Source organism: Ruegeria sp. CH8, from assembly GCF_056536985.1.
On record NZ_JBQFQR010000003.1, the window covers coordinates 145,017 to 164,878 of the forward strand.

Genomic DNA, 19,862 nt, shown 5'->3' on the forward strand with positions numbered 1-19,862 from the left:
GCTTATGACCAGACCGGTCTCTTTAAAATACTCTAAAAAGCCAGTCACGAGATCATCCGCCTTGCGGCGATGCTTTACGTTCGGTCCCCGCTATCGCTTCGAAACGTGGAAGATCTGTTGCATGAGCGCGGCATTGAAGTGAGCCACGAGACAGTACGGTATTGGTGGAACTGTTTCGGTCCGATGTTCGCGGCGGAGACCCGGAGAAAACGGGTCCAGCAGCTGCGGGCATACTCAAAATCGAAAAGGCATGTCGGCACAGTCTTCGTAAAAGTAGACGGTCGGCGGCACTACCTGTGGTGCGCCGTTGATCACGAAAACGTGTCTCTGCTATAGCCCATCACCTGACAGGCTTTCGAGACATTGCCCAGTTCCTCGGCCAGATTCAGCAAGCCAGTTTTGTGTTTGATGATCTTGGCGGTAGTAATCAACATCGTGGTTTCCTCGTTTCGATGGTTTGGTTGGCACCACCATCAAAACGGACAACCATCTCCCTTCAAGGAAACCACCGCCCCCAATCCAATTTGAAAAATTGGGGGCGGTGTCAGGTCACATCGAGACTAATTCACTCTATCTACAACCACTTCAACTAGGAAAGATCTCTCATCAGCCGAGACACCTTCAAGCTGACACGCACCGCTGCTCTCGCCGAGTGGCGCAAGCTTGGTACGGCATAAAGGACAACTCTACTGGCCTAGCTGAGACTGATTCGAATTTGTCTGACAGCACCTCCGGAGGGATAAGCTGCCGTTCACATTCTCCAGGCCTAGCTGCGTTGCGGCCCGTCAAAGCAGACATTCGCCGAGATGCTGCTGTTAGTTTGCTGCGAGGCGACCTTGCACACTCTAATTCGCATTCCTCGCTTGATTTGTCTTCAGCCTTCCAATTCTACAGCCAGCTCAGTTGTACGGCTGAGATAGTCGTCGCTGAAATCGGTCAATATCTCTATCCATACAGGCAAGTGGTCAGACATTTCGTTGGTCGTCCAACCACTGAATTTCTCGTCCCAATCATCACCCGGTGCGGCGCGGCTGTTGGCGAGCGCCATCTCTGCAGCAATTGGTTTGTAAATCTCCGCTTGATCGTTCCTGAAAACCGAACCGCGCCAATCAAATGTTTTTGCTCTGACGAACTGAGTCATATCTTCTGGGCCAGTAAGCGCAATGTGATCGAAAACCTTGGTAAGCGGCAAATTTGTGGGCCCTACATCAGGAACGACGAAACCTCTGTCCGTCAAAGCCCTATGTTCCGGATCTTCGGTCCTATCGATATTGAGGTCACCCAGTAGAATTTGAACGCCATCCTCTCTCTTGGCACGCTCGACAAGCGTCTTTGCCACGCTTTCTATTTCGTCGAGGCGGGAAGGCTGCCCCTCTTTGTCCTTCTGAACGATGTGGACCGAATACAGAGTGAATTTGAACCACCCAGCTTGGAATGCAGCAAAGAATGGGCTTCGCGCGAACTGCCTTCCGCTAATTTCATCACTGTCAGGCAATACGAGCTCGCCAATTAAGGACCGAAAGAAAACTCTATCGGTGTTATAAACAAACGCGACCCTTTCATGGTTTCCGCGGCCGCCGCTTGCACTGTCGTTAACAAAGAATTCCCAGTTTGGACCAAGAAGCCGGGTGAGCCTCCTTACGGCCTCAACTGATTTGGCCTCCTGGATGGTGCAGATGTCAAAGTTGCTTATGATTTCCGCAATATAGTAAAAACTTTCTTCTAGTCTCGGCGAACCGCCATCGAAGTGTTTGATGTTCCAAGTGCCAATAACCAGACCTCTAGGATTGCGATCTTTTCCAATTTCTACAAATAGTTGTTCACGAAGCTTCAAGAGATGCGAAGAAATCCATCCCGCCTGCCCAGGCGCGCTCTTGCCCGCTGGGAACCCATCACGGCCAATGTCACGAAGTTTGGAATACATAACCATTTGAACACCTTTGAGAATGTGCGAATCTATCCAGAGCCAGTCTAGCATGGGTCTTGTCAGAAGAACTTGGGTTGAGGCGGGTAGGGTGCTCTCGTAGCCGCCGCTCATGATTAAACAGTCGCATTCAAATACTTTAAAACCAGCCCCGAGGTCATTCGTTTGGCTGTAGTGCTGTACGTTCGTTTCCCATTGTCGCTTCGAAACGTGGAATACGTATTGCAGGAACGGGGAATTGAGGTGAGCCACGAAACCGTCCGATATTGGTGGAACAGGATTGGCCCGATGTTTGCTGCTGAGATCATACGAAAGCGTGTTCAGCAGCTGCGCGAGTTCTCTAAATGGAAGGGGCTCGTGGACGAAGTTTTCGAGAAGGTAAATGGCAAGAGGTATTGTCTTTGTCGGGCTGCAGATCATGAGGGCGAAGTGCTGGAGGCAGTCGTCACCAAACGCCGAAACAAGCAGGCCGCATTGAAGTTCCTCAGGAAATTGATGAGGCGGCACGACAAAACTGAAGAAGTAGTCACCGATCGCTTCGCTTCTTACAGGGAGGCACTCAGAGATTTGGGTGTACTCGAAAAACAAAGGACGGGCAGGTGGTTCAATAACCGCGTCGAGAATTCGCATCTTCCATTTCGACGACGCGAACGCGCAATGCAGCGTCTCAGACGCATGCGAAGTTTGCAGAAATTCGCATGCGTCCATTCCTCCGTCTACAATCACTTTAACAAGGAAAGATCGCACGCAAGCCGAGACTCCTTCAAGCTGACACGCACCGTCGCTCTCGCGTAGTGGCGTCAGCTTTGTTCCGAATAGGTTCGCGGATTCCACGGCAAACTGAGACTGGTTCGAATTTGTCTGAAAGCACCCTCTTGAATATCGCCCACCCACGCCGGAAACCGTCGTCCCGATGGACCAAAGGCCATTCATGCACTAACAATCAAACTGGACCACTTCAGTGGGGCCGATCATGGGCTAAGCTAATGAGGAGATGCTTGCTGGTAGGGCAAATGTAGTGGTTCTGCTATTACCGCAAGTAAAACTAATTTATGTCCGATCTCGAGTCTTGGCTAAAGAAATATGGTTTGTCCAAGTATGCTGCCGCCTTTGCTGAACATGAAATCGAGCTTGGTGACCTGTCTGAATTAACTGACGAAGACCTTTTAACGATTGGGCTGCCTCTGGGGCCGAGGAGGAGGTTTCTGAAGGCCGTTCGCGATAGCACGGAAAATGGGCTGCAACCGCCCAGAAAAACCGCCAGCCCCGAGATCGTGGCAGAGCGGCGTCAGCTTACGGTCATGTTTATCGATCTTGTCGGATCAACGGAAATTGCGCAACGCGTTGATCCGGAAGATCTGGCCGATGTTCTTCGACTCTTTAAGGAGACCTGTGCTGCGGCTGTCGCAGCTTTTGATGGCCATATTGCCAGCTACTATGGTGACGGGATTATGGTCTTTTTTGGATTTCCTCACGCCCACGAAGATGATCCGGAGCGAGCTATTCGCGCGGGTCTACGTATCATTAATGAGATGCCGGATGTTCGCACCCACGCGAAACTAAATGTCCGTATTGGGGTAGCAACTGGATTGGTTGTGGTTGGTGATCTGCGAGGCGAGAAAATGTTTGAGGACGGAACGGCGATGGGCGAGACGCCCAATCTGGCCGCACGTCTTCAAGCAATGGCGGAATCGGGGACGATGATCATCGCCCCAACCACACATCAGTTGGCCGGTGAAGCTTTTGAATACAATCTGCGCGGCGCGTTCAAGCTCAAGGGTTTTGCTAAAGAGGTCGAAGCCTGGCAAGTGACCGGAGAGCGCGAAACAGTCAGCCGGTTTATGGCGATCGACGATGTTTTGCTCAAGCCGTTGGTCGGTCGTGTTGCAGAAATGGAAGCGCTGAACGAGAAGTGGGCGCTAGCTGGTGATCGTCAGGGGCAGGTTGTGTTGGTGTCAGGCGAGCCAGGAATTGGCAAATCGCGTCTGGTCGAGGAATTTCGACAGAACATTTCCGAATTGCCCCACACGCAAGCGCGATATCAGTGTTCTCCATATCATTTTGCGACCGCACTGTATCCTGTCATTCGCCAACTTGAGAACGCTGCTGATCTTTGCGCTGATGAGCCCGACCACGTTAAGCTTGAAAAAATTCGCGACGTATTGAGCGATCAATCGGACGAAGCTTTGAAGTTGGCGGCGTCGCTTCTTTCCCTACCGTTTGAAGATCGTTTGGGGCCATTGAAGCTGACACCTCAGCAGATCATGAATCAATCTTTGGATTTGTTACTGAGCAATCTTTCGTCAGCGGCTGCGGATTGTCCGGTACTTTTCCTGTTTGAAGATGCTCATTGGATAGATCCAACGACCAAATTGCTGATGGATCGGATCGTGGACCGAATTCGTGAACTTCCGGTGCTGGTCGTTATGACATTCAGACCCGAGTTCGACCCAGGTTGGATACTTCAATCGAACCTGACAAAAATCGACTTGAAGCAACTAAATTTTCAACAGGTCAAGAGCATTGTCGACGAAGTTGCCAAAGGCGAGATGGTCGCTGACGAGATGTATGACGTGGTCGCGGCAAGATCTAACGGCGTGCCTCTATACGTCGAGGAGGTAACCAAAGATCTCCTTGAAGCGGGGGACCTGACTAAGGGTAGAGACACGTACACTATGGGTGGCGCTTCTCCGGCGAACTCGGTGCCCAGCACTTTACATGATGCATTAATGGCGCGCCTTGACCGCTTGAGTTCTGCCAAAGAGATCGCACAGATCGGAGCTGTCATTGGACCTCAGTTTACGTATCAGTTGATCTCTAAAGTGGCCGACATTAGCGATAATGCGCTGCGTGCAGGTCTGGAGCTTCTGGTAGAGGCAGGGATAGTTACAGTTTCTGGCGAAGAGGATTTTAAAACCTTCAGCTACTGTCATGCCCTTATTCGTGACACCGCCTACAACAGTCTCTTAAAGCGGGAACGTCGAGTTCTACACTCTAGTGTCGCGCAACACTTGAATGACACGTCGGCTCAAACTGGTGATGCAAGTCCGGAAATTCTGGCTCATCATTACACTATGGCGGAAATGAGTAAGGAAGCCGTGGATTACCGTTACCTTGCAGGCCAGCGAGCAGTCCAGCGGTCCGCCAACACAGAGGCAAGCACACAACTGTCCTTGGCACTTGAGCAACTTGGCGAACTGGATCAAGGTATTGAGCGGGACCGCAGGGAAATTGAGATTCAGGTTCTCAGGGCCGGTGTATTACGATCGACCGAAGGAATAGCCGCCGATGAAACCGGTACTGTTTACGCAAGAATACGCGACTTGTGTGAGCGCGTTGAAGAAACAGAGCATCTGTTCCCAGTTCTGAATGGTTTGTATTCCTTCCATTTGGTGCGTGCCGAGTATGATTTGGCTAGGAACGTCGCGGCGCAATTGTTGGACTTAGCAGCTTCGACTCGTGAGACGCAGCATCAGATGGTGGCGCATCGCGCAATGGGTGCTGTATTGTTCCACATCGGTAACCTAGAGCCAGCATACGAGCAATTAAACAAAGCACTTGAACTCTACAGCCGGAAACGAGATGGACACCTCGCTTACATCTATGGATCAGACCATGCGGCGATCACCTCGTGCTTTTTAAGCTTGGCAATGTGGATGCGCGGAGACCCTGACACAGCGCTTGAGGTTCAAAAGCTCGCGGTGGTGGGTGCACAGAAGCTAGAACATGCTCACAGCATCGCGCAGTCACTGACCTATCTGTGCATGCTTTACCTGCTGCGTCGTGAGCCAGAAAAAGTCCTAGAGGTGGTAGAGCAGCTTGAGGAGATTTCAGACAGGCATTCATTCACGTTCATGTCTGTGACTGCGACCTTGTGGCGAAGTTGGGTAAATGCCTATGTTTCACCAAAACAAGAAAGGATCGACGCACTATACCAAGCGTCGAAAGCGTGGTGGGACAGTGGTGCGGGAAACTACAAGCCGTTCTTTCTGACTTTAGTTGCGGAACTCACCTTGAAAATGGGTGATCGGGAAGGAGCCTTAAACTTGTTAGCTCAGGCCCGAGATCAACAGCATTACACGAATGAGGGATGGGCTCAGGCTGAGACGGATCGAGTCTACGCGCTCGCACGTTGCGAGAATGAGTTGGCGGACAAAGAATTTCTTAAGGCGTTAAACACTGCGAAAAAACAGAAAGCAAAGATGTTCGAACTCAGAACATCGGTAGATTACGCAAAGCAGTGTAAACAATTTGGACAGGCGAATAGTGCGATCGTTGATCTTCGTACTGCTTTGTCTGAGATTGCGGCAGGTGAGCATACGTCCGATGTGAGGGATGCTTTAAAGCTAATTACTAACAGATCTGCCAACTGAACTCCTGATTTTTAAGGGTTTTCATGTGGCGCTACTGATTGCGGGGTCTTGTCAGAAGAACATTGCTTGAGCGGGGCAGGGCAGTTGCGTGGCTTTTGCTCATGACCAGACTTGCCTCTTTCAAATAGTTCAAAACCAGTCCCGAGATCATCCGCCTTGCGGTGATGCTTTACGTTCGGTTCCCGCTATCGCTTCGAAATGTAGAAGACCTGCTGCATGAGCGTGGCATCGAATTCAGCCACGAGACAGTGCGAAATTGGTGGAGCCGTTTCGGCCCGATGTTCGCATCGGAAATCCGGAGAACACGGTTCCAACAGTTGCGGGCATACTCAAAATCGAAATGGCACGGGGATGAAGCCTTCGTAAAAGTGAATGGCAAGCGGCATTATCTGTGGCGTGCAGTAGATCATGAAGGCGAGGTGCTTGAAACCGTGGTCACCAAGCGTCGAAACAAGCCGGCGGCATTGAAATTACTCAGGAAATTTATGAAGCGGCACGGCACAGTGAACGAGTTGGTCACGGATCGCTTCGCATCCTATCGGGCGGTACTCAGAGAACTCGGTGTGACGGAAAAGCAGAAGACGGGCAGGTGGCTCATTAACCGGGTTGAGAACTCACACCTCCCGTTTCAACGACGCGAACGCGCCATGCAACGTTTCAGACGGATGCGAAGTTTGCAGAAGTTCGCCGCCGTTCGTTCTTCTGTCTACAACCACTTCAACCAGGAAAGATCGCTAGCCAGCCGGGACACCTTCAAGCTGACATGCACCGTTGCTCTCGCCGAGTGGTGCAAGCTTGGTGCGGCATAAAGAGTAGCGATATTGACATAGCTGAGACTGGTTCGAATTCGTCTGACAGCACCCTTCTTTAGTGAATGGGCGCATGGAGAGCCTTTTGTAGACGGCTTTTGGGATGCTTGGTTTTCGGTTTCGCACCGCTCTGCAAAGTCTTTTTCTTTACTTATCTTTTCATTGCGCTCTCTTGCCCGGATGGTGAAACAAGAACGACGACAGGATGCTATTCCTCTGACAGTACCCGTGCAGAATGGCGCAAGCTTGGTACTGCATGAAGGGCAGCTATGCTGACTTAACTGGGGCTGGTTCGAACCGGTCGCACAATTTCCGTCAAATTGCTTTTTGATCCTTGTCAAGATTTGAACGGGCAAGAAGTGGTACAGTCAATGGCAATACAGGGGGAGGATTCATGGAAGAGTTGATTGAAATCGGAAGATCATTCGTCCAGGCCATGCGTGAGCGCAGGGGCCTTGGAAGTGTTGATGAGATGTATGCCGAAAACGCGCAGTCGATAGAGGCTGTTGTGCCTCCGGTTCGACAATTCCGCGTTACAAAGGGTCGAGAAGCCATCAAGGGAAAAAGAGAGGATTGGTTGGCGTCGCATGAAATCCAAGAACTAGAAGTGGATGGGCCCTACGTCCACCCACCCAACCGCTTTGGAGTACGCTTCAGAGCTGAAGTGATTCAGAAGGCTACGGGTGAGCGTATGACCCTGCGCGAGATCGCAGAGTATTCGGTGGCGGACGGCAAGATTGTGCTGGAAGAGTTCTTCATGCTGCCGAAGTAAGAAGATCGACCAACAACATTGTCTCTTCTTTGGTTTAATCCGTGCGCACGGCTCTCGGGCAAATTGAAATTCCGGACGGAGGTCGGGAATGCAATACAGAACAGTGGCATATTACGTAGGAATTGATACTGACGACGCGTCGATTTTGGAATGCGCTGAAACTTCCCGTAACCAGAACAGTCACTTGAATTGCGTGTTGATCGCGGACTTACCCAACCTGCCTTACCTAAAGTATGGATCAAACAGGTTCGTTGAGGCGGGTCTTCCTTCAAACTGGTTGGATGTTCTTAACAGAAAAAATGCCGCCTTGAAGTCCCGCGCCACAGAAGTTGAAGCGCTCCTGGTCGGGCAGGGCGTATCTGCAAATGTAATTGCCTTTATGGGATCTGGAACAGAGTTAAAGCATCTTGTGGCTGGTCAAGCCAATAGCTCTGATATCGCCTTTCTAGACGCTGAGTTGCGAAAAGACCCCGATTTGTTTCATGAGATCGCCTACGGAGTATTGTTCCATTCGCCGGTAGCCCTGATGATAAACGGCGATCCGTTTGCCCAACGCGACTGCATTTTATTGGCATGGAATGATAGCCTGCCTGCGTCTAGGGTTGCGCATTTAACTTTACCCATTCTTCTGGCGGCCAATGACGTTGTGATTGGGTGTTTTGATTTGCCGTCGCCTGATGACGTAAAAGGTCAAGTGCCCGGAACTGACCTAGCTGGATGGCTTAGCCATCACGGTTGCACCGTGACCGTGTCGCAGTTCCCGTGCGGCGGGAATTCAATTGAACACTGCATTCAAGAACGCGCACGAGAACTGGGGGCCGACCTCGTTGTTATGGGCGCCTACGGGCATTCCCATTTGCGTCAGTCGGTATTTGGGGGAACGACGCAAGCAATGTTGGAGCAGACAAGGTTGCCAGTGGTATTCGGACACTGATGAAGAAAACTGGCGACTGTGATTTGCTGGGATAGGTGGCTCTATGCGTTCATCGGGTAATACGGGAATAGCCAGTTGTTATTGAGTACTCGCTTGAGGTTAATGTTGATTTGCCTGACCGGTTCCGCCAAGAAAATCTATCACAATTGACGTCAGTTCATCCCAGTCAGTAAATTCCCGTACCCCATCTTGTGGATCGATTTTTTGACCAAGCAAGACAACGTGATTAAGGATCTCCCTCTCAAAATACCCGTAGTTTTCCGGCTTCACTGCGCCTGCGACCAACGCCGTCGCATTTGGTTCAAAACCTGTTCGCATTAACATTTCATTGAGATAGTCGCGCGCTTCTTCTCGACCTGACGCGAAAGCAGCTTTTAGACCGACGGAAAGCACGAGAGACTTTCGTTTCATTAGGGCATCTCTATTTGAAGCGACAAAAGCCTCGAATGACTCGGGGTGTCTACGCTCGTGGACAGGGGCCAGAAGAACAACCTTGACCACATCGTCAAGCGAAACGAGGCTGGACATTTCATCGGTATTGATCAGCTTTGCGTTGAAACCGGCATTCTTCGCGACACTGCTGATGAAGCGCGCAATCTTTGCTGTCTGGCCTTCAACTGTAGCGAAGGCGATGAGTACGGTCATTCCGATCCTCCCATAAATCGGTCTGAATAGATTGCTGATTATGAATAAGAGGCGTGCTTTGCCCTTGATCTCCATCAAAGGCGTTACTAGGGAGAGTTGTGAAACTCCTTTTCTGTCCTCGCAGATTAGGTCTTTTGAGGAAGTTCGCGACGACATACATCTCCAAGCAAATCAGCCTTTTTCGACTGATAGTTTTGAAGTTAGCCAAGGCTTAATAGTCTGCCTGGCTACCGTAAGGAAAAGGCCAAGACAGCGATGAAGACTATGAAACTGATGCACCAAACTGCGGACTTCACCTGTTTGCGTGTGGGCAGGTTTCTGAGCAGTCTAATCATAGTCAAACCTTTCAGACAAAATCCGGTGGGACGCGGTGCCCCGTGCGATCAGATGATCTTCGACGGCGTCCATCATGGCAGGGGGGCCGCAGAGAACAAAAAGCCAGCTTTCAAATTGTTCAGAAGACAAATTGCGGTCCAGCAGGGGGCCGTCGATCAATCCTGTTTCTCCGGACCAATCCTTTGGTGGTTCGGATAGAGCAAATACTGTTTCTTCTTTGGACAACTCATGGAGATAAACAATCTGCTCCTCCACCCGGTTGCCATAGATAAGCTTGAGATCACGCTGTGTTCCACTCAACCGTACTTGACGCATAATGCTCAGCATGGGCGCGATCCCGACACCACCTGCGATAAGAACAATGCCTTTCTCAGGGCGGTGGCTGATCGACAGATTCCCGTGTGGGGCATCCAGATAGACTGGGGCTTGCGGAGCGATCTGTCCGAGACTGCATGTGAAATCCCCAAGTTCCTTTATCAGGAATGAAACTTCGGGGCCTTCGGCTGGTGCCGAACTAATCGAGAATGGGTTCTCGTGCAGCGAGAAGGCACTGTGGCCTACATTTAGCCAAGCAAACTGCCCTGCTTCGAATGTTAGTCCGTTGTGACCATCTGGCTTGATACGCAACTCCCATTGCCTCGGTGTTAGTCGAGACACAGACGTGACGCGCCACGGCCTTTTCCTCTGACGCAAAGGCCGAACGAGATAGACATACAGCAAAGTTCCGACTGCAATACTGGTCAGGGCAAGCCAGAGGTACGTCAATAGCGGATGCCCACCGTAGCGCCCAGCATAGACAGTGTGGTGCAACAGGAGGCAGGCAATCACCAAGGCTCCCAGCCCGTGAAATAGGCGCCATGTCTCGTACTTGTAATCAAGGGATTTACGGGCAATTGCCGAGGCGACCAGAATGAACAGTAAAAAATAAGCGCCGATGCCCGATACCAGCGCTGAAAAGTCGGTCGAAATCGTAATTTGGTTTGTTTCATCCCATGGGCGGCGTCCGCCAGAAGGCGTACCCTGATAAAGAAGCGGGTGTATCAGCGCAAAGCCGAGTGCTGTACGCGCCATCAACTGATGCACCCGCATGGTCACATCCATACCCAAGCCGGAAGAGATGAACCTGAACCGCCCAGACAGCAGAAACTCGACTAAGATTATTGAAAACGCAAGCATTCCAAGCCCGGACGCGAGCTCTTGATGAAATGATCGCGGTGGCCATCCCAGAGACCAAGAAAAACCCAAGGGAGCCAAGATCAGCAAAACGTAAATCAGCGCCAGATAAGGCCATTTCATACGTTTTTGCTCCACTGTGCTAAAGGCAGGCAACTCGGGCTTATTCAGAACAGACGCTAAGCTGACCTAGGGTTCCGATCAAGACTACTTAGATCGGTGCTAACCAGAAAGGAACGCGCGGTCCCGCCAGCGTCGCATTTTCTGCGTTCGCAACACGTCGTTTTCCCACATAATCGGCTGTAAACTGCCTCTTCCTGCCCATACTTGACGATCCTGGGGCAAGAAATTCTAAAATCTTTCGCCGTCAAAGCTATTTAGCTAGCACAGCGAAGATTTCGACCAGCTTCCTTATGCCTTTGATCTTTGCCTCTCCTCGGCTTTCTGCTTCAAGCTCACCTTCAATTGCGGCCCAGGTCCGAGGTAAAATGGGAACCTTATCGTTCTCCGCCATATCGCAGAGCCGAGCTGCTGTGTTGATTGATGTTCCTGAGGCAGTGCAGTCGAAGCGACCTTCGGAGCCGACGATACCGACCGTTGCATAGCCGTAAGAGATCCCGATGCCGAAGCCGAGCTGATGGCCCAATTTCTTCCAATCGGCGCAAAGTTCACGCATATCGTTTGTCTATACAGAGCGTCATGAAGTTGTTACATTCAACTCATGACGCTTTCTACCGCAATCCGAACCACGTGCCTGTGCCTCGCACTGTCACCCGCAGCGCAGGCCAAATCTCCGATTGCCGAGGTGATTTGCGAGCCGACCGCCCGGATGCACGAAAAGCTGGAACGTCAGTTCGGCTCGGAACGTGCGGCGACCGGCATTCGCGGACCTGAGCAACTAATGGAGGTCTGGACCAGCAAATCCGGTGACTGGACGATGGTGGTCACCTATGCGACTGGGACGTCCTGCATCGTGGCGATGGGCGAAAATTGGTACACTCATGCCAAGGTCGACCCGGCGCGAGGGTAAGGTTTTCTAACCTTTGAAGGATGGTCAACGGCCGATAATTGGCCGTTGGCCTGTTTTGATAACCCGCAGACCGCGGTTTTTTATAGTGGCTTCAAATCAGCTGCCATTTGGCGGCCGTCGCGTCCGTCTTGCAGCTCGTACGAGACTTTCTGATTGTCAGCGAGCCCGGTAAGACCGGACCGTTCAACGGCCGAGATATGAACAAATACGTCCTTGCCGCCTTCATCGGGGGCAATAAACCCGTAGCCTTTCGTGGTATTAAACCACTTCACGGTGCCAGTTGGCATTTCCCGTGTCTCCTTCTACTTTCACGTTGTCCCACAAAATTGGTGGGGGTAGTGGTTGACGCCGCCGCAACACATCACTGTATCGCCCACACGATACAGCCCGGATTGCGTGTTTCGTCTTTTTCAACATTGCACGGTGAAGTAAAAAATCAAGAATTACCGAAGCGATCCGGCAAAATTGCCGAAAATTGAACCAGATACAGGAGACCCCCGCAGATGCGCCTTTTTGGCCTGAAGACCTGTGACACCTGCCGTAAGGCGCTGAAATCACTGCCAGATGCAGAATTTGTCGACGTTCGGGCCGACGGCGTGCCGGATTCCGTGCTTGCGCGGGCTTTTGATACCTTCGGCGGGGCTTTGCTCAACACCCGCTCGACAACCTGGCGGGGTTTGGATGATGCGGAACGCGCGCGGCCTCCGTTGGAGCTGCTTGCGGACAATCCGACTCTGATGAAGCGCCCCCTGATCGAGCAAGACGGCACGCTGTATCTGGGCTGGACTGCGGAAACGAAACAGGGGCTTGGCGTTGCGTGACCGGGTAACTATGTGAATTGACGCAAGTTAGAGGGTTTTGAATGCGCAACGCAGCTATGATTCTGGGCGTCATTGCCGGATTGATCGGGATGATCGTTGGCTTTGTCGGATACGGCTATGTCGAACTCATCGATACTTACGGTGAGATCGAGGGTTTGGCCGAACAGGTGGACAACGCTCAGGTCATACAAGTGGTGTCGATCATTGCACCTCTGCTGGCCATCGCCGGTGGCGCGATGGCCCAAGCGCGTGCTTTGGTCGGGGGGGCGTTGTTGCTGATCTCAGCCGCTGGCATGTACTACGCCTTTGGTTTCAACGTTTTCACCATGTTTCCGGTGGCGTTTGCGGCCGTAGCGGGCCTCCTTGGGCTGGCCGCGGGTAAACCGGACGAGCCCAAGGCACATTTCTAGATCACTTGATGCGCAGGATACGGTCAACCGACAGCGGGCCTGCGCCGTTGATCACAATCACCAGCAGCACGAAGGACCAAAGCGTCCGGTCATCCAGCAAGCTCACGGCGTTGGTGAAGTAGCTGCCCAGTTCAGTGCCATGTCCGTTGACGTCCACAATGGTCTGAACCCAGACAAACGCGATCATGCCCAATGCGGCAAACCGCGAGAGCAGGCCGATTACAATCAGCGCAGGCAGCAGGAATTCAGCCCATGTCCCCGCGACGGCAATGGCCCAGTGCATGATACCCAATTGCGAACTGTCATAGCTGACCGCTTCCATCGCTTTGGGAAAGATTTGTACATAGGCACCGTCTGATGGGCGGAGGAACCCGAAGAATCCGCTGCCCAGCTTGGTTGTAGCCGAGTTCCAATAGTAGATCAGCAACGTCGCCGCAAAGACCAGCCGCGCCAAGGTCGGGGTCAACCAGCCAGCGGTCATTTCTAACCGTCCCAGGGTGTTGTTGTGCAATGAGATCAGGGCAGTCATGTCGCCAGCCTTTCGATAGTCACAGAGGTTATTGCGCCGCCTTGCAAAAGCAGCGCCAGAGTGGCCCCAAGGTCAAAATCGGGGAATTTGGCCGCGGTTTCTTCAAACGCGTCGCCAATGGTTTGTCCGGCCTGCAGACCCGCGATCCAATGCACGCCGCCCTCGGGCAGCAGGTGCGGAGCCGGGTCATAGTCGGGTCGGGTGATCAGTACAGCCTCGGGTCCGGGCGCCGGATTGGGCGCGTCCTCTTCGGTGTTGAAGCGCCAGATCGAGAAAATCGGCCAGTCTGAGGCCAAAACCTGCATGGCCGGGGCGAACCGCAACCGTGCCCGCATGATATCTTCTGGCGGCACGGCGAGCGCCTCCGCCGGAGCGGGTGTGCTGTCGGCTGCGTGGTAAGATCGGCGCAGCGCCAACTCCAGTCGTGCGACGTCGGGCAGATAGCCCAGATGGGATAGCTGCTCCATTCCGGTCAGGAAGTCCGGAAACGCCTCACCATAGAACATCATCAGGGGGGAAGAGGGGGGGTGTTTGCGTAGGAATATCCCCGACAGGCCATCCATGTTCTGCGGCCCCAAAAGTTTGGTGATCACAGGAAAGGCTTGATGCATCGCCTCGGTCAGGGAGACGGCCACATTGTTGCGGTACACGCTGAACCGGCGTCCGGCGGGCTGCGCACCGGCGTCCAGCAACCCCTCGGGGATAGCTGCCGACGGGTCCAGCAATGACGCGTGGAAGGTTGTTTGCGAAACGCTCATGCCGGGATGCGGTCCAAGGCCGCCTGTGCGCGGTCTGCCTCGGCCCGCAGAACGGGCCAGTCGGGGACGTCCGTGTCCCACTCGATCAGCACCGGTTTCGGGCCAGAGCGTTCCAGAACGTAGTCCAGCAAAGCCCAGACCGGATCGACCACTTCGCGCCCGTGGCTGTCGATCAGCAGCGGGTGGCCGTGATCGTCTTCGTCCTCATCATGGCCACCGAGGTGAATCTCACCCACCTTGTCCAGAGGATAAGCGTCGATATAGCCTTGAGGTGAGAAATCCAGATTGGTGGCCGAGACAAAGACGTTATTCACGTCCAGCAGCAAGCCGCAGCCTGTGCGGCGTGAAATCTCGCGCAGAAAGTCTGGTTCGGACCATGTGCTTTCCTCAAACGCCAGATAGCTCGAGGGGTTTTCGAGCAGCATCTGCCGTCCAACGGTGTCCTGCACTTGATCAATGTGGTTACAGACGCGGTCCAGCGTGGCGTCGGTATAGGGCAGGGGCAGCAGGTCGTTCAGGAAATGGCTGTCATGGGTGGACCAAGCCAGATGTTCGGAAAAACTGGCGGGGTTCAGCCAGCCGACCAAATGTTTCAGACGGGAAAGATGAACCACGTCTAGTGGGCCTTCGCCGCCGATCGACAGGCCGACGCCATGGACGGAAATTGGAAACTGTTCCGACAGGTGACGCAGCTGTGCAATGGGACGGCCACCGTCACCCATGTAATTCTCGGCGTGAATCTCAAGCCATGCGACGGGGTTGGCGTGGTCCAGAATCTGCGCAAAGTGCTGAGGCTTGTAGCCAACGCCCGGTGCGGCTGGCAGATTGTTCGGTCTGGTCGAATTGTCCAACATGTGCGTGCTCTCCAATCACGAGAAAGAGGCGGGCGATATGGCCCGCCCCTTCGGTTCTTGAAAGCGTGGGCTTATGCCGGCAGGTCGCGGTCCAGCGGTTCCAGCGAACCTTTGCGGTTGTCCGGCAGTTCGATATCGGCGCAGGTGCCTGCGTCGACCAGAGTCCAGGCGTTGCCCTGATAGTCAACGGTCGAGGTGCCTGCGCAGGTTGTGCCGGGGCCTGCGGCGCAGTCGTTCTGACCGGCCAGCGATACGCCATAGCATTTCTCTTTGGCCTGTGCGGTTGCAGTGGTTGCTGCGCCTGAAACGGCGGCTGCGACTGCGCTTGCGATAACCAGTGTTTTTGCGGTGTTCGACATCTCGGTAATCCCTTTTGATGACTGCGTATGTCTGCTTGTGACAATGACAAAGGTAGTGCTTGCGGGGCTGCAGTTGAATTCACGAGCCCGTGTCTCACAACCCCGTCAGGACATGGCATGTCCTCTTGAAGGGTAACAAATTGTTTTTGAAAAGAAAAAGGGAAAATGTTTCAATCCGGCCCCTATTCTGGGGCCGGATACAGGGCGAATTATCGCCTAATGTTACAGCAGGTCTGGCGGGGTTGCCGCTTTCGACAGCTCATTTGTTACAGCTTCAAGCGGTTGAACCTGCGTTTGTTTTTCGCCCAGGCGCCGGACGCTGACGGTGCGCTCTTCAACTTCGCGATGACCTACGGCCAAAATGACCGGTACCTTGCCGACCGAGTGTTCGCGGACTTTGTAGTTGATCTTCTCGTTGCGGATATCCGCCTCGGCGCGGACACCTGCGGCCTTGAGCGTTTCGACCACTTCCATGACATAGTCATCCGCCTCGGACGTGATCGAGGCGACCACGACCTGGCGCGGGGCCAGCCAGAAGGGCAGCTTGCCGGCGTGTTCTTCGATCAGAATGCCAATGAAGCGCTCGAACGACCCCAGAGTTGCCCGATGCAGCATGAACGGGCGATGCTTCGCGCCGTCAGCTCCGATAAAGCTGGCGTCCAGACGCTCGGGCAGGTTGGGGTCAACCTGCAGCGTGCCGCACTGCCACGTCCGGCCGATTGCGTCGGTCAGCGTGAATTCCAGCTTCGGCCCGTAGAACGCGCCTTCCCCTTCGAGAATTTCATAATCATATCCGGCGGCCTTACAGGCATCGCCCAGAGCCTTTTCGACCAGATCCCAGCTTTCATCCGATCCGATGCGCTTTTCCGGGCGCGTGGACAGTTTGATCGTCCAGTCATGGAAGCCCAGATCGGCATAAACCTTGGACAGGAACGCGATGAACTTGGCGGTCTCGGATTCGATCTGATCCTCGGCGCAGAAAATGTGGCCATCGTCTTGCGTGAACCCGCGCACCCGCATGATTCCGTGTAGCGCGCCAGACGGTTCATAGCGCGCGCACGAGCCGAACTCGGCCATACGCAGCGGCAGGTCGCGATAAGACTTCAAGCCCTGATTGAACACCTGCACGTGGCACGGACAGTTCATTGGCTTCAGCGCGTTGATCGCCTTTTCGCGGGCATGTTCCTCGTCGACTTCGACGATGAACATGTTTTCCTGGTATTTGTCCCAGTGGCCCGAAGCCTCCCACAGTTTGCGGTCAACGACCTGCGGAGTGTTCACCTCGACATAGCCGTCACGCTCCTGCATCCGGCGCATGTAGTCTTGCAGGGTGGTGTAGATTTTCCAGCCATTCGGGTGCCAGAAGATCTGACCCGGAGCCTCTTCCTGCATGTGGAACAGATTCATCTCGCGGCCCAGCTTGCGGTGGTCGCGCTTGGCGGCCTCTTCCAGCATATGCAGGTGCGCTTTCAGCTTTTCCTTGCCAGTGAAGGCCACACCGTAGATGCGCTGCAGCATCGCGCGGTCGCTGTCACCGCGCCAGTACGCGCCTGCGATGGACATCAGTTTGAACGCGTCGCCGGGCAGTTGGCCAGTGTGCTGCAGGTGCGGCCCACGGCACAGGTCTTGCCAATGGCCGTGCCAGTACATGCGCAGAGGCTCATCGCCGGGAATGGCTTCGATCAGCTCAACTTTGTAGGGCTCATTGTTGGCCTTGTAGAACTCGATCGCGCGCTGACGGTCCCAGACCTCGGTGGTGACGGGGTCGCGCTTGTTGATGATCTCTTTCATCTTTTTCTCGATGAGGCCAAGATCTTCGGGCGTGAACGGTTCTTCACGGTCAAAGTCATAGTACCAGCCGTTTTCGATGACGGGGCCGATGGTGACCTTGGTCGCGGGCCAGATTTCCTGAACCGCGCGGGCCATGACATGGGCCAGATCGTGGCGGATCAGCTCATTGGCCTGTTCTTCATCCTTCATGGTGTGGATGGCAATATCGGCATCGGCTTCGATGGGCCACTGCAGGTCCCAGTGCTGGCCGTTCACAGTGGCCGAGATGGCCTTTTTCGCCAGCGAGTTCGAGATATCGGCTGCCACCTGCGCGGGCGTGACGCCTGCGTCAAAGGAACGTGAATTGCCATCGGGAAATTTGAGAGAGACTGACTGTGAGTCTAAGGCCATATCGGCTCTCCTCGTCGGTTTGGCGCCCACTGAACGCCCGGTTGCGGGTTATGTGTGTCGCGCTGATTTGGCAGGTGCAGCATAACCTGTCAAGAGCAGAAGGGGCGGGCGTCGATTCTGTGGGGCGCTGAAATTCGGGAATTGCGACCACTGGTTTGCCGTGCATGATGTTTCTTAAATAGAAAGAGGGTTTCATGACTGCGACGGATTTTCTGGAAACACCGCAGGGGCGGCAATTGGCCTATCACAAGAGCGAAGGTTCTGGCCCGACCATTGTTTTCCTAGGTGGACTCAAGTCGGATATGGAGGGCACCAAGGCGGTGCATCTGGAGGCCTGGGCGCAAGCGCGCGGGCAGGCGTTTTTGCGGTTCGACTATTCCGGCCATGGCGAAAGCTCGGGGACGTTTGAAGAAGGCTGCATCGGTGACTGGCATCAGGATACTGTGGCGGCCGTTTCCGAATTGACCGAGGGGCCGCTGATTGTCGTCGGATCCTCGATGGGCGGGTGGCAAGCGCTGTTGCTGGCCAAGGCGATGCCCGAGCGGATTGCAGGGATGGTGACCATCGCAGCTGCGCCGGATTTTACCGAGGACGGTTATTGGGCGTCGTTCAGTGACGCGCAAAAGGAAGCCCTAGATACCGTTGGGCATGTCGAACTGCCCTCGGACTACATGGAGCCCTACATTATAACCAAGCGGATGATCGAAGACGGGCGGCAACAGCTTGTGTTGCGCGACAAACTGAGCCTGCCTTTTCCCGTGCGCTGCCTGCAGGGTACGGCGGACACTGCAGTGTCCACCGAAACGGCTGTGCGTTTGCTGAACCACGCCTCGGGCGCGGACATACGCCTGTTGTTAGTCAAGGATGCCGACCATCGGTTCTCGGACGGTCCCTGCCTGGGTCTGATCGAGAATGCGGTGCTTGAGGTAATGGGGAGCACCTGATGCAGCGATTTGGTTGGATACTGGGCCGTCTACTGTTGGTCCTGATTGTCCTTGCTGGGTTGATCTACTGGTTCGGGCCGCGCGAGGAGGTTGATTTGCATCCGCGCTTTGATCCGCGCAAATTTGGTGAGGGCATTCAGGTCTATTTCGAAAGTACGGAATCTGCCTTCGACGACATTGTTCCGGGCGTCGAGAAACGGGTGATTTGGCAGGACGGTTTCAAAGAACAACGCACGTCGATTTCTGTTCTTTACGTGCACGGCTTTTCCGCTTCATCCGAGGAAATTAGGCCCGTGCCGGACAGGGTGGCCGACGCACTGGGGGCCAATCTGGTCTATACACGACTGCAGGGTCATGGACGGGCTGGCCCCGCAATGGCCGAGGCAACGGCCACTGGCTGGATGCAAGACATGGCCGAGGGATTGGCGGCAGCGCGAGCCGTTGGCCACAAGGTTGTGGTCATGTCGACATCGACCGGTGGAACCCTGGCTGCAGCTGCCGCAATGGACCCGGAACTCAGTCAGGATGTTGCGGCGATGATCTTTGTATCGCCCAATTTTGGGGTCAATACGCCCGGCGCGGGGCTTCCTGCTTTGCCATGGGCGCGCGAATGGCTGCCGTTGGTGATGGGAGAGGAACGCGACGTCTCTGGCCCGGACCCCGAAAAGAACAAATATTGGACGTCAGTCTACCCGTGGGAGGCCGTCGTGCCGATGACCGTGCTGGTTGAAACCGTCTATGCGCTGGACTTCTCGGGCGCACAGGTGCCGGCGTTGTTCTGGTTCTCGGACGACGATCAGGTGGTGCGGCCCGACCGAACGCATAAGGTGGCCGAAAGCTGGGGCGGTCCTTCAACGGTCAATCTGGTGACAATGGGGCCGGGGGACGATCCTGCGTCACACGTAGTCGCCGGGCGATTGATGTCTCCGGGGCAGACTGACGCCACTTTGACGGGCATTCTGGACTGGCTCAAAGGGATAGGGATCGAGTAGCGATGCGCAAGCCGGGCA

Annotated in this window: 19 protein-coding genes and 4 pseudogenes; 12 read left to right on the forward strand and 11 right to left on the reverse strand. The window is 54.2% G+C overall.

Features of this window, described 5'->3' with window-relative positions; translation table 11 throughout:
* Positions 1-51: 51 nt before the first annotated feature.
* Positions 52-318: pseudogene (locus ACR0ER_RS04450) on the forward strand (IS6 family transposase); the annotation flags it as partial.
* On the opposite strand, the pseudogene ACR0ER_RS04455 reads toward ACR0ER_RS04450, so the two are convergent.
* A pseudogene (locus ACR0ER_RS04455) lies at positions 318-434 on the reverse strand (helix-turn-helix domain-containing protein); the annotation flags it as partial. The pseudogenes ACR0ER_RS04450 and ACR0ER_RS04455 sit on opposite strands and share 1 nt — an antisense overlap.
* Positions 435-569: 135 nt before the next feature.
* Here ACR0ER_RS04455 and ACR0ER_RS04460 point away from each other — a divergent pair.
* A pseudogene (locus tag ACR0ER_RS04460) lies at positions 570-677 on the forward strand (IS6 family transposase); the annotation flags it as partial.
* A 197-nt stretch (positions 678-874) separates the two neighbouring features.
* On the opposite strand, the gene ACR0ER_RS04465 reads toward ACR0ER_RS04460, so the two are convergent.
* Positions 875-2,038 carry an endonuclease/exonuclease/phosphatase family protein gene (locus tag ACR0ER_RS04465; protein ID WP_480768018.1) on the reverse strand — a complete coding sequence of 388 codons (1,164 nt, stop codon included), beginning with the start codon at positions 2,036-2,038 and terminating at the stop codon, positions 875-877.
* A 45-nt stretch (positions 2,039-2,083) separates the two neighbouring features.
* Here ACR0ER_RS04465 and ACR0ER_RS04470 point away from each other — a divergent pair, with 45 nt between their 5' ends.
* The 5 genes and pseudogenes from ACR0ER_RS04470 (at position 2,084) to ACR0ER_RS04490 (ending at position 8,812) form a co-directional block, all read left to right on the forward strand.
* A complete protein-coding gene (locus ACR0ER_RS04470) occupies positions 2,084-2,719 on the forward strand; it encodes an IS6 family transposase (RefSeq protein ID WP_480768019.1) in 636 nt (211 codons plus the stop codon).
* 257 nt (positions 2,720-2,976) lie between these two features.
* A complete protein-coding gene (locus tag ACR0ER_RS04475; RefSeq protein ID WP_480767899.1) occupies positions 2,977-6,297 on the forward strand; it encodes an ATP-binding protein in 3,321 nt (1,106 codons plus the stop codon).
* Between the two features lie 128 nt (positions 6,298-6,425).
* Positions 6,426-7,106: pseudogene (locus ACR0ER_RS04480) on the forward strand (IS6 family transposase); the annotation flags it as partial.
* 394 nt (positions 7,107-7,500) lie between these two features.
* Entirely contained in the window at positions 7,501-7,878 is a 378-nt protein-coding gene (locus ACR0ER_RS04485; RefSeq protein WP_170329322.1) for a nuclear transport factor 2 family protein, read from the forward strand.
* A gap of 88 nt (positions 7,879-7,966) precedes the next feature.
* A complete protein-coding gene (locus tag ACR0ER_RS04490; RefSeq protein ID WP_480767900.1) occupies positions 7,967-8,812 on the forward strand; it encodes a universal stress protein in 846 nt (281 codons plus the stop codon).
* Positions 8,813-8,911: 99 nt separating this feature from the next.
* Here the strand turns inward: ACR0ER_RS04490 and ACR0ER_RS04495 are convergent, their stop codons facing one another.
* From ACR0ER_RS04495 to ACR0ER_RS04505, 3 genes are all read right to left on the reverse strand, one after another.
* Complete coding sequence (locus ACR0ER_RS04495; protein ID WP_480767901.1) at positions 8,912-9,457, reverse strand: flavodoxin domain-containing protein; 546 nt, start codon at positions 9,455-9,457, stop codon at positions 8,912-8,914.
* 327 nt (positions 9,458-9,784) lie between these two features.
* A complete protein-coding gene (locus tag ACR0ER_RS04500; protein WP_480767902.1) occupies positions 9,785-11,089 on the reverse strand; it encodes a ferredoxin reductase family protein in 1,305 nt (434 codons plus the stop codon).
* 250 nt (positions 11,090-11,339) lie between these two features.
* Positions 11,340-11,642, reverse strand: coding sequence for an adenylate/guanylate cyclase domain-containing protein (locus ACR0ER_RS04505; RefSeq protein ID WP_480767903.1), 303 nt, complete (start codon positions 11,640-11,642; stop codon positions 11,340-11,342).
* Between the two features lie 45 nt (positions 11,643-11,687).
* On the opposite strand from ACR0ER_RS04505, the gene ACR0ER_RS04510 reads away from it, so the two are divergent.
* Entirely contained in the window at positions 11,688-11,996 is a 309-nt protein-coding gene (locus tag ACR0ER_RS04510) for a hypothetical protein (RefSeq protein WP_480767904.1), read from the forward strand.
* An 80-nt stretch (positions 11,997-12,076) separates the two neighbouring features.
* Here ACR0ER_RS04510 and ACR0ER_RS04515 read toward each other — a convergent pair whose 3' ends face one another.
* Positions 12,077-12,283 carry a cold-shock protein gene (locus ACR0ER_RS04515; RefSeq protein WP_008758035.1) on the reverse strand — a complete coding sequence of 69 codons (207 nt, stop codon included), beginning with the start codon at positions 12,281-12,283 and terminating at the stop codon, positions 12,077-12,079.
* Positions 12,284-12,499: 216 nt separating this feature from the next.
* On the opposite strand from ACR0ER_RS04515, the gene ACR0ER_RS04520 reads away from it, so the two are divergent.
* Both ACR0ER_RS04520 and ACR0ER_RS04525 read left to right on the forward strand, forming a co-directional pair.
* Entirely contained in the window at positions 12,500-12,817 is a 318-nt protein-coding gene (locus ACR0ER_RS04520; RefSeq protein ID WP_170329316.1) for an ArsC/Spx/MgsR family protein, read from the forward strand.
* A gap of 41 nt (positions 12,818-12,858) precedes the next feature.
* The gene (locus ACR0ER_RS04525; protein ID WP_480767905.1) at positions 12,859-13,227 is read left to right on the forward strand and encodes a hypothetical protein; all 369 of its coding nucleotides are present in this window, start codon (positions 12,859-12,861) and stop codon (positions 13,225-13,227) included.
* Position 13,228: 1 nt separating this feature from the next.
* Here ACR0ER_RS04525 and ACR0ER_RS04530 read toward each other — a convergent pair whose 3' ends face one another.
* The 5 genes from ACR0ER_RS04530 to thrS form a co-directional block, all read right to left on the reverse strand.
* A complete protein-coding gene (locus tag ACR0ER_RS04530) occupies positions 13,229-13,756 on the reverse strand; it encodes a DoxX family protein (RefSeq protein ID WP_170329314.1) in 528 nt (175 codons plus the stop codon).
* Complete coding sequence (locus ACR0ER_RS04535; protein WP_480767906.1) at positions 13,753-14,514, reverse strand: HvfC/BufC family peptide modification chaperone; 762 nt, start codon at positions 14,512-14,514, stop codon at positions 13,753-13,755. The genes ACR0ER_RS04530 and ACR0ER_RS04535 overlap by 4 nt, the downstream gene beginning before the upstream one ends.
* On the reverse strand, positions 14,511-15,368 hold the full coding sequence (gene bufB / locus ACR0ER_RS04540; protein WP_480767907.1) for an MNIO family bufferin maturase: 858 nt from the start codon (positions 15,366-15,368) through the stop codon (positions 14,511-14,513). Before bufB ends, ACR0ER_RS04535 begins: the two co-directional genes overlap by 4 nt.
* A 71-nt stretch (positions 15,369-15,439) precedes the next feature.
* Positions 15,440-15,727: a BufA1 family periplasmic bufferin-type metallophore gene (locus ACR0ER_RS04545; RefSeq protein WP_170325388.1), complete on the reverse strand. Its 288-nt coding sequence runs from the start codon at positions 15,725-15,727 to the stop codon at positions 15,440-15,442.
* Between the two features lie 222 nt (positions 15,728-15,949).
* On the reverse strand, positions 15,950-17,908 hold the full coding sequence (gene thrS / locus ACR0ER_RS04550; RefSeq protein ID WP_480767908.1) for a threonine--tRNA ligase: 1,959 nt from the start codon (positions 17,906-17,908) through the stop codon (positions 15,950-15,952).
* Positions 17,909-18,102: 194 nt separating this feature from the next.
* Between thrS and ACR0ER_RS04555 the strand changes: the two genes are divergently transcribed.
* Positions 18,103-18,852: an alpha/beta hydrolase gene (locus ACR0ER_RS04555; RefSeq protein ID WP_480767909.1), complete on the forward strand. Its 750-nt coding sequence runs from the start codon at positions 18,103-18,105 to the stop codon at positions 18,850-18,852.
* Positions 18,852-19,844, forward strand: a complete 993-nt coding sequence (locus ACR0ER_RS04560; RefSeq protein WP_480767910.1) for an alpha/beta hydrolase — start codon at positions 18,852-18,854, stop codon at positions 19,842-19,844. The genes ACR0ER_RS04555 and ACR0ER_RS04560 overlap by 1 nt, the downstream gene beginning before the upstream one ends.
* Positions 19,845-19,862 lie beyond the last annotated feature (18 nt).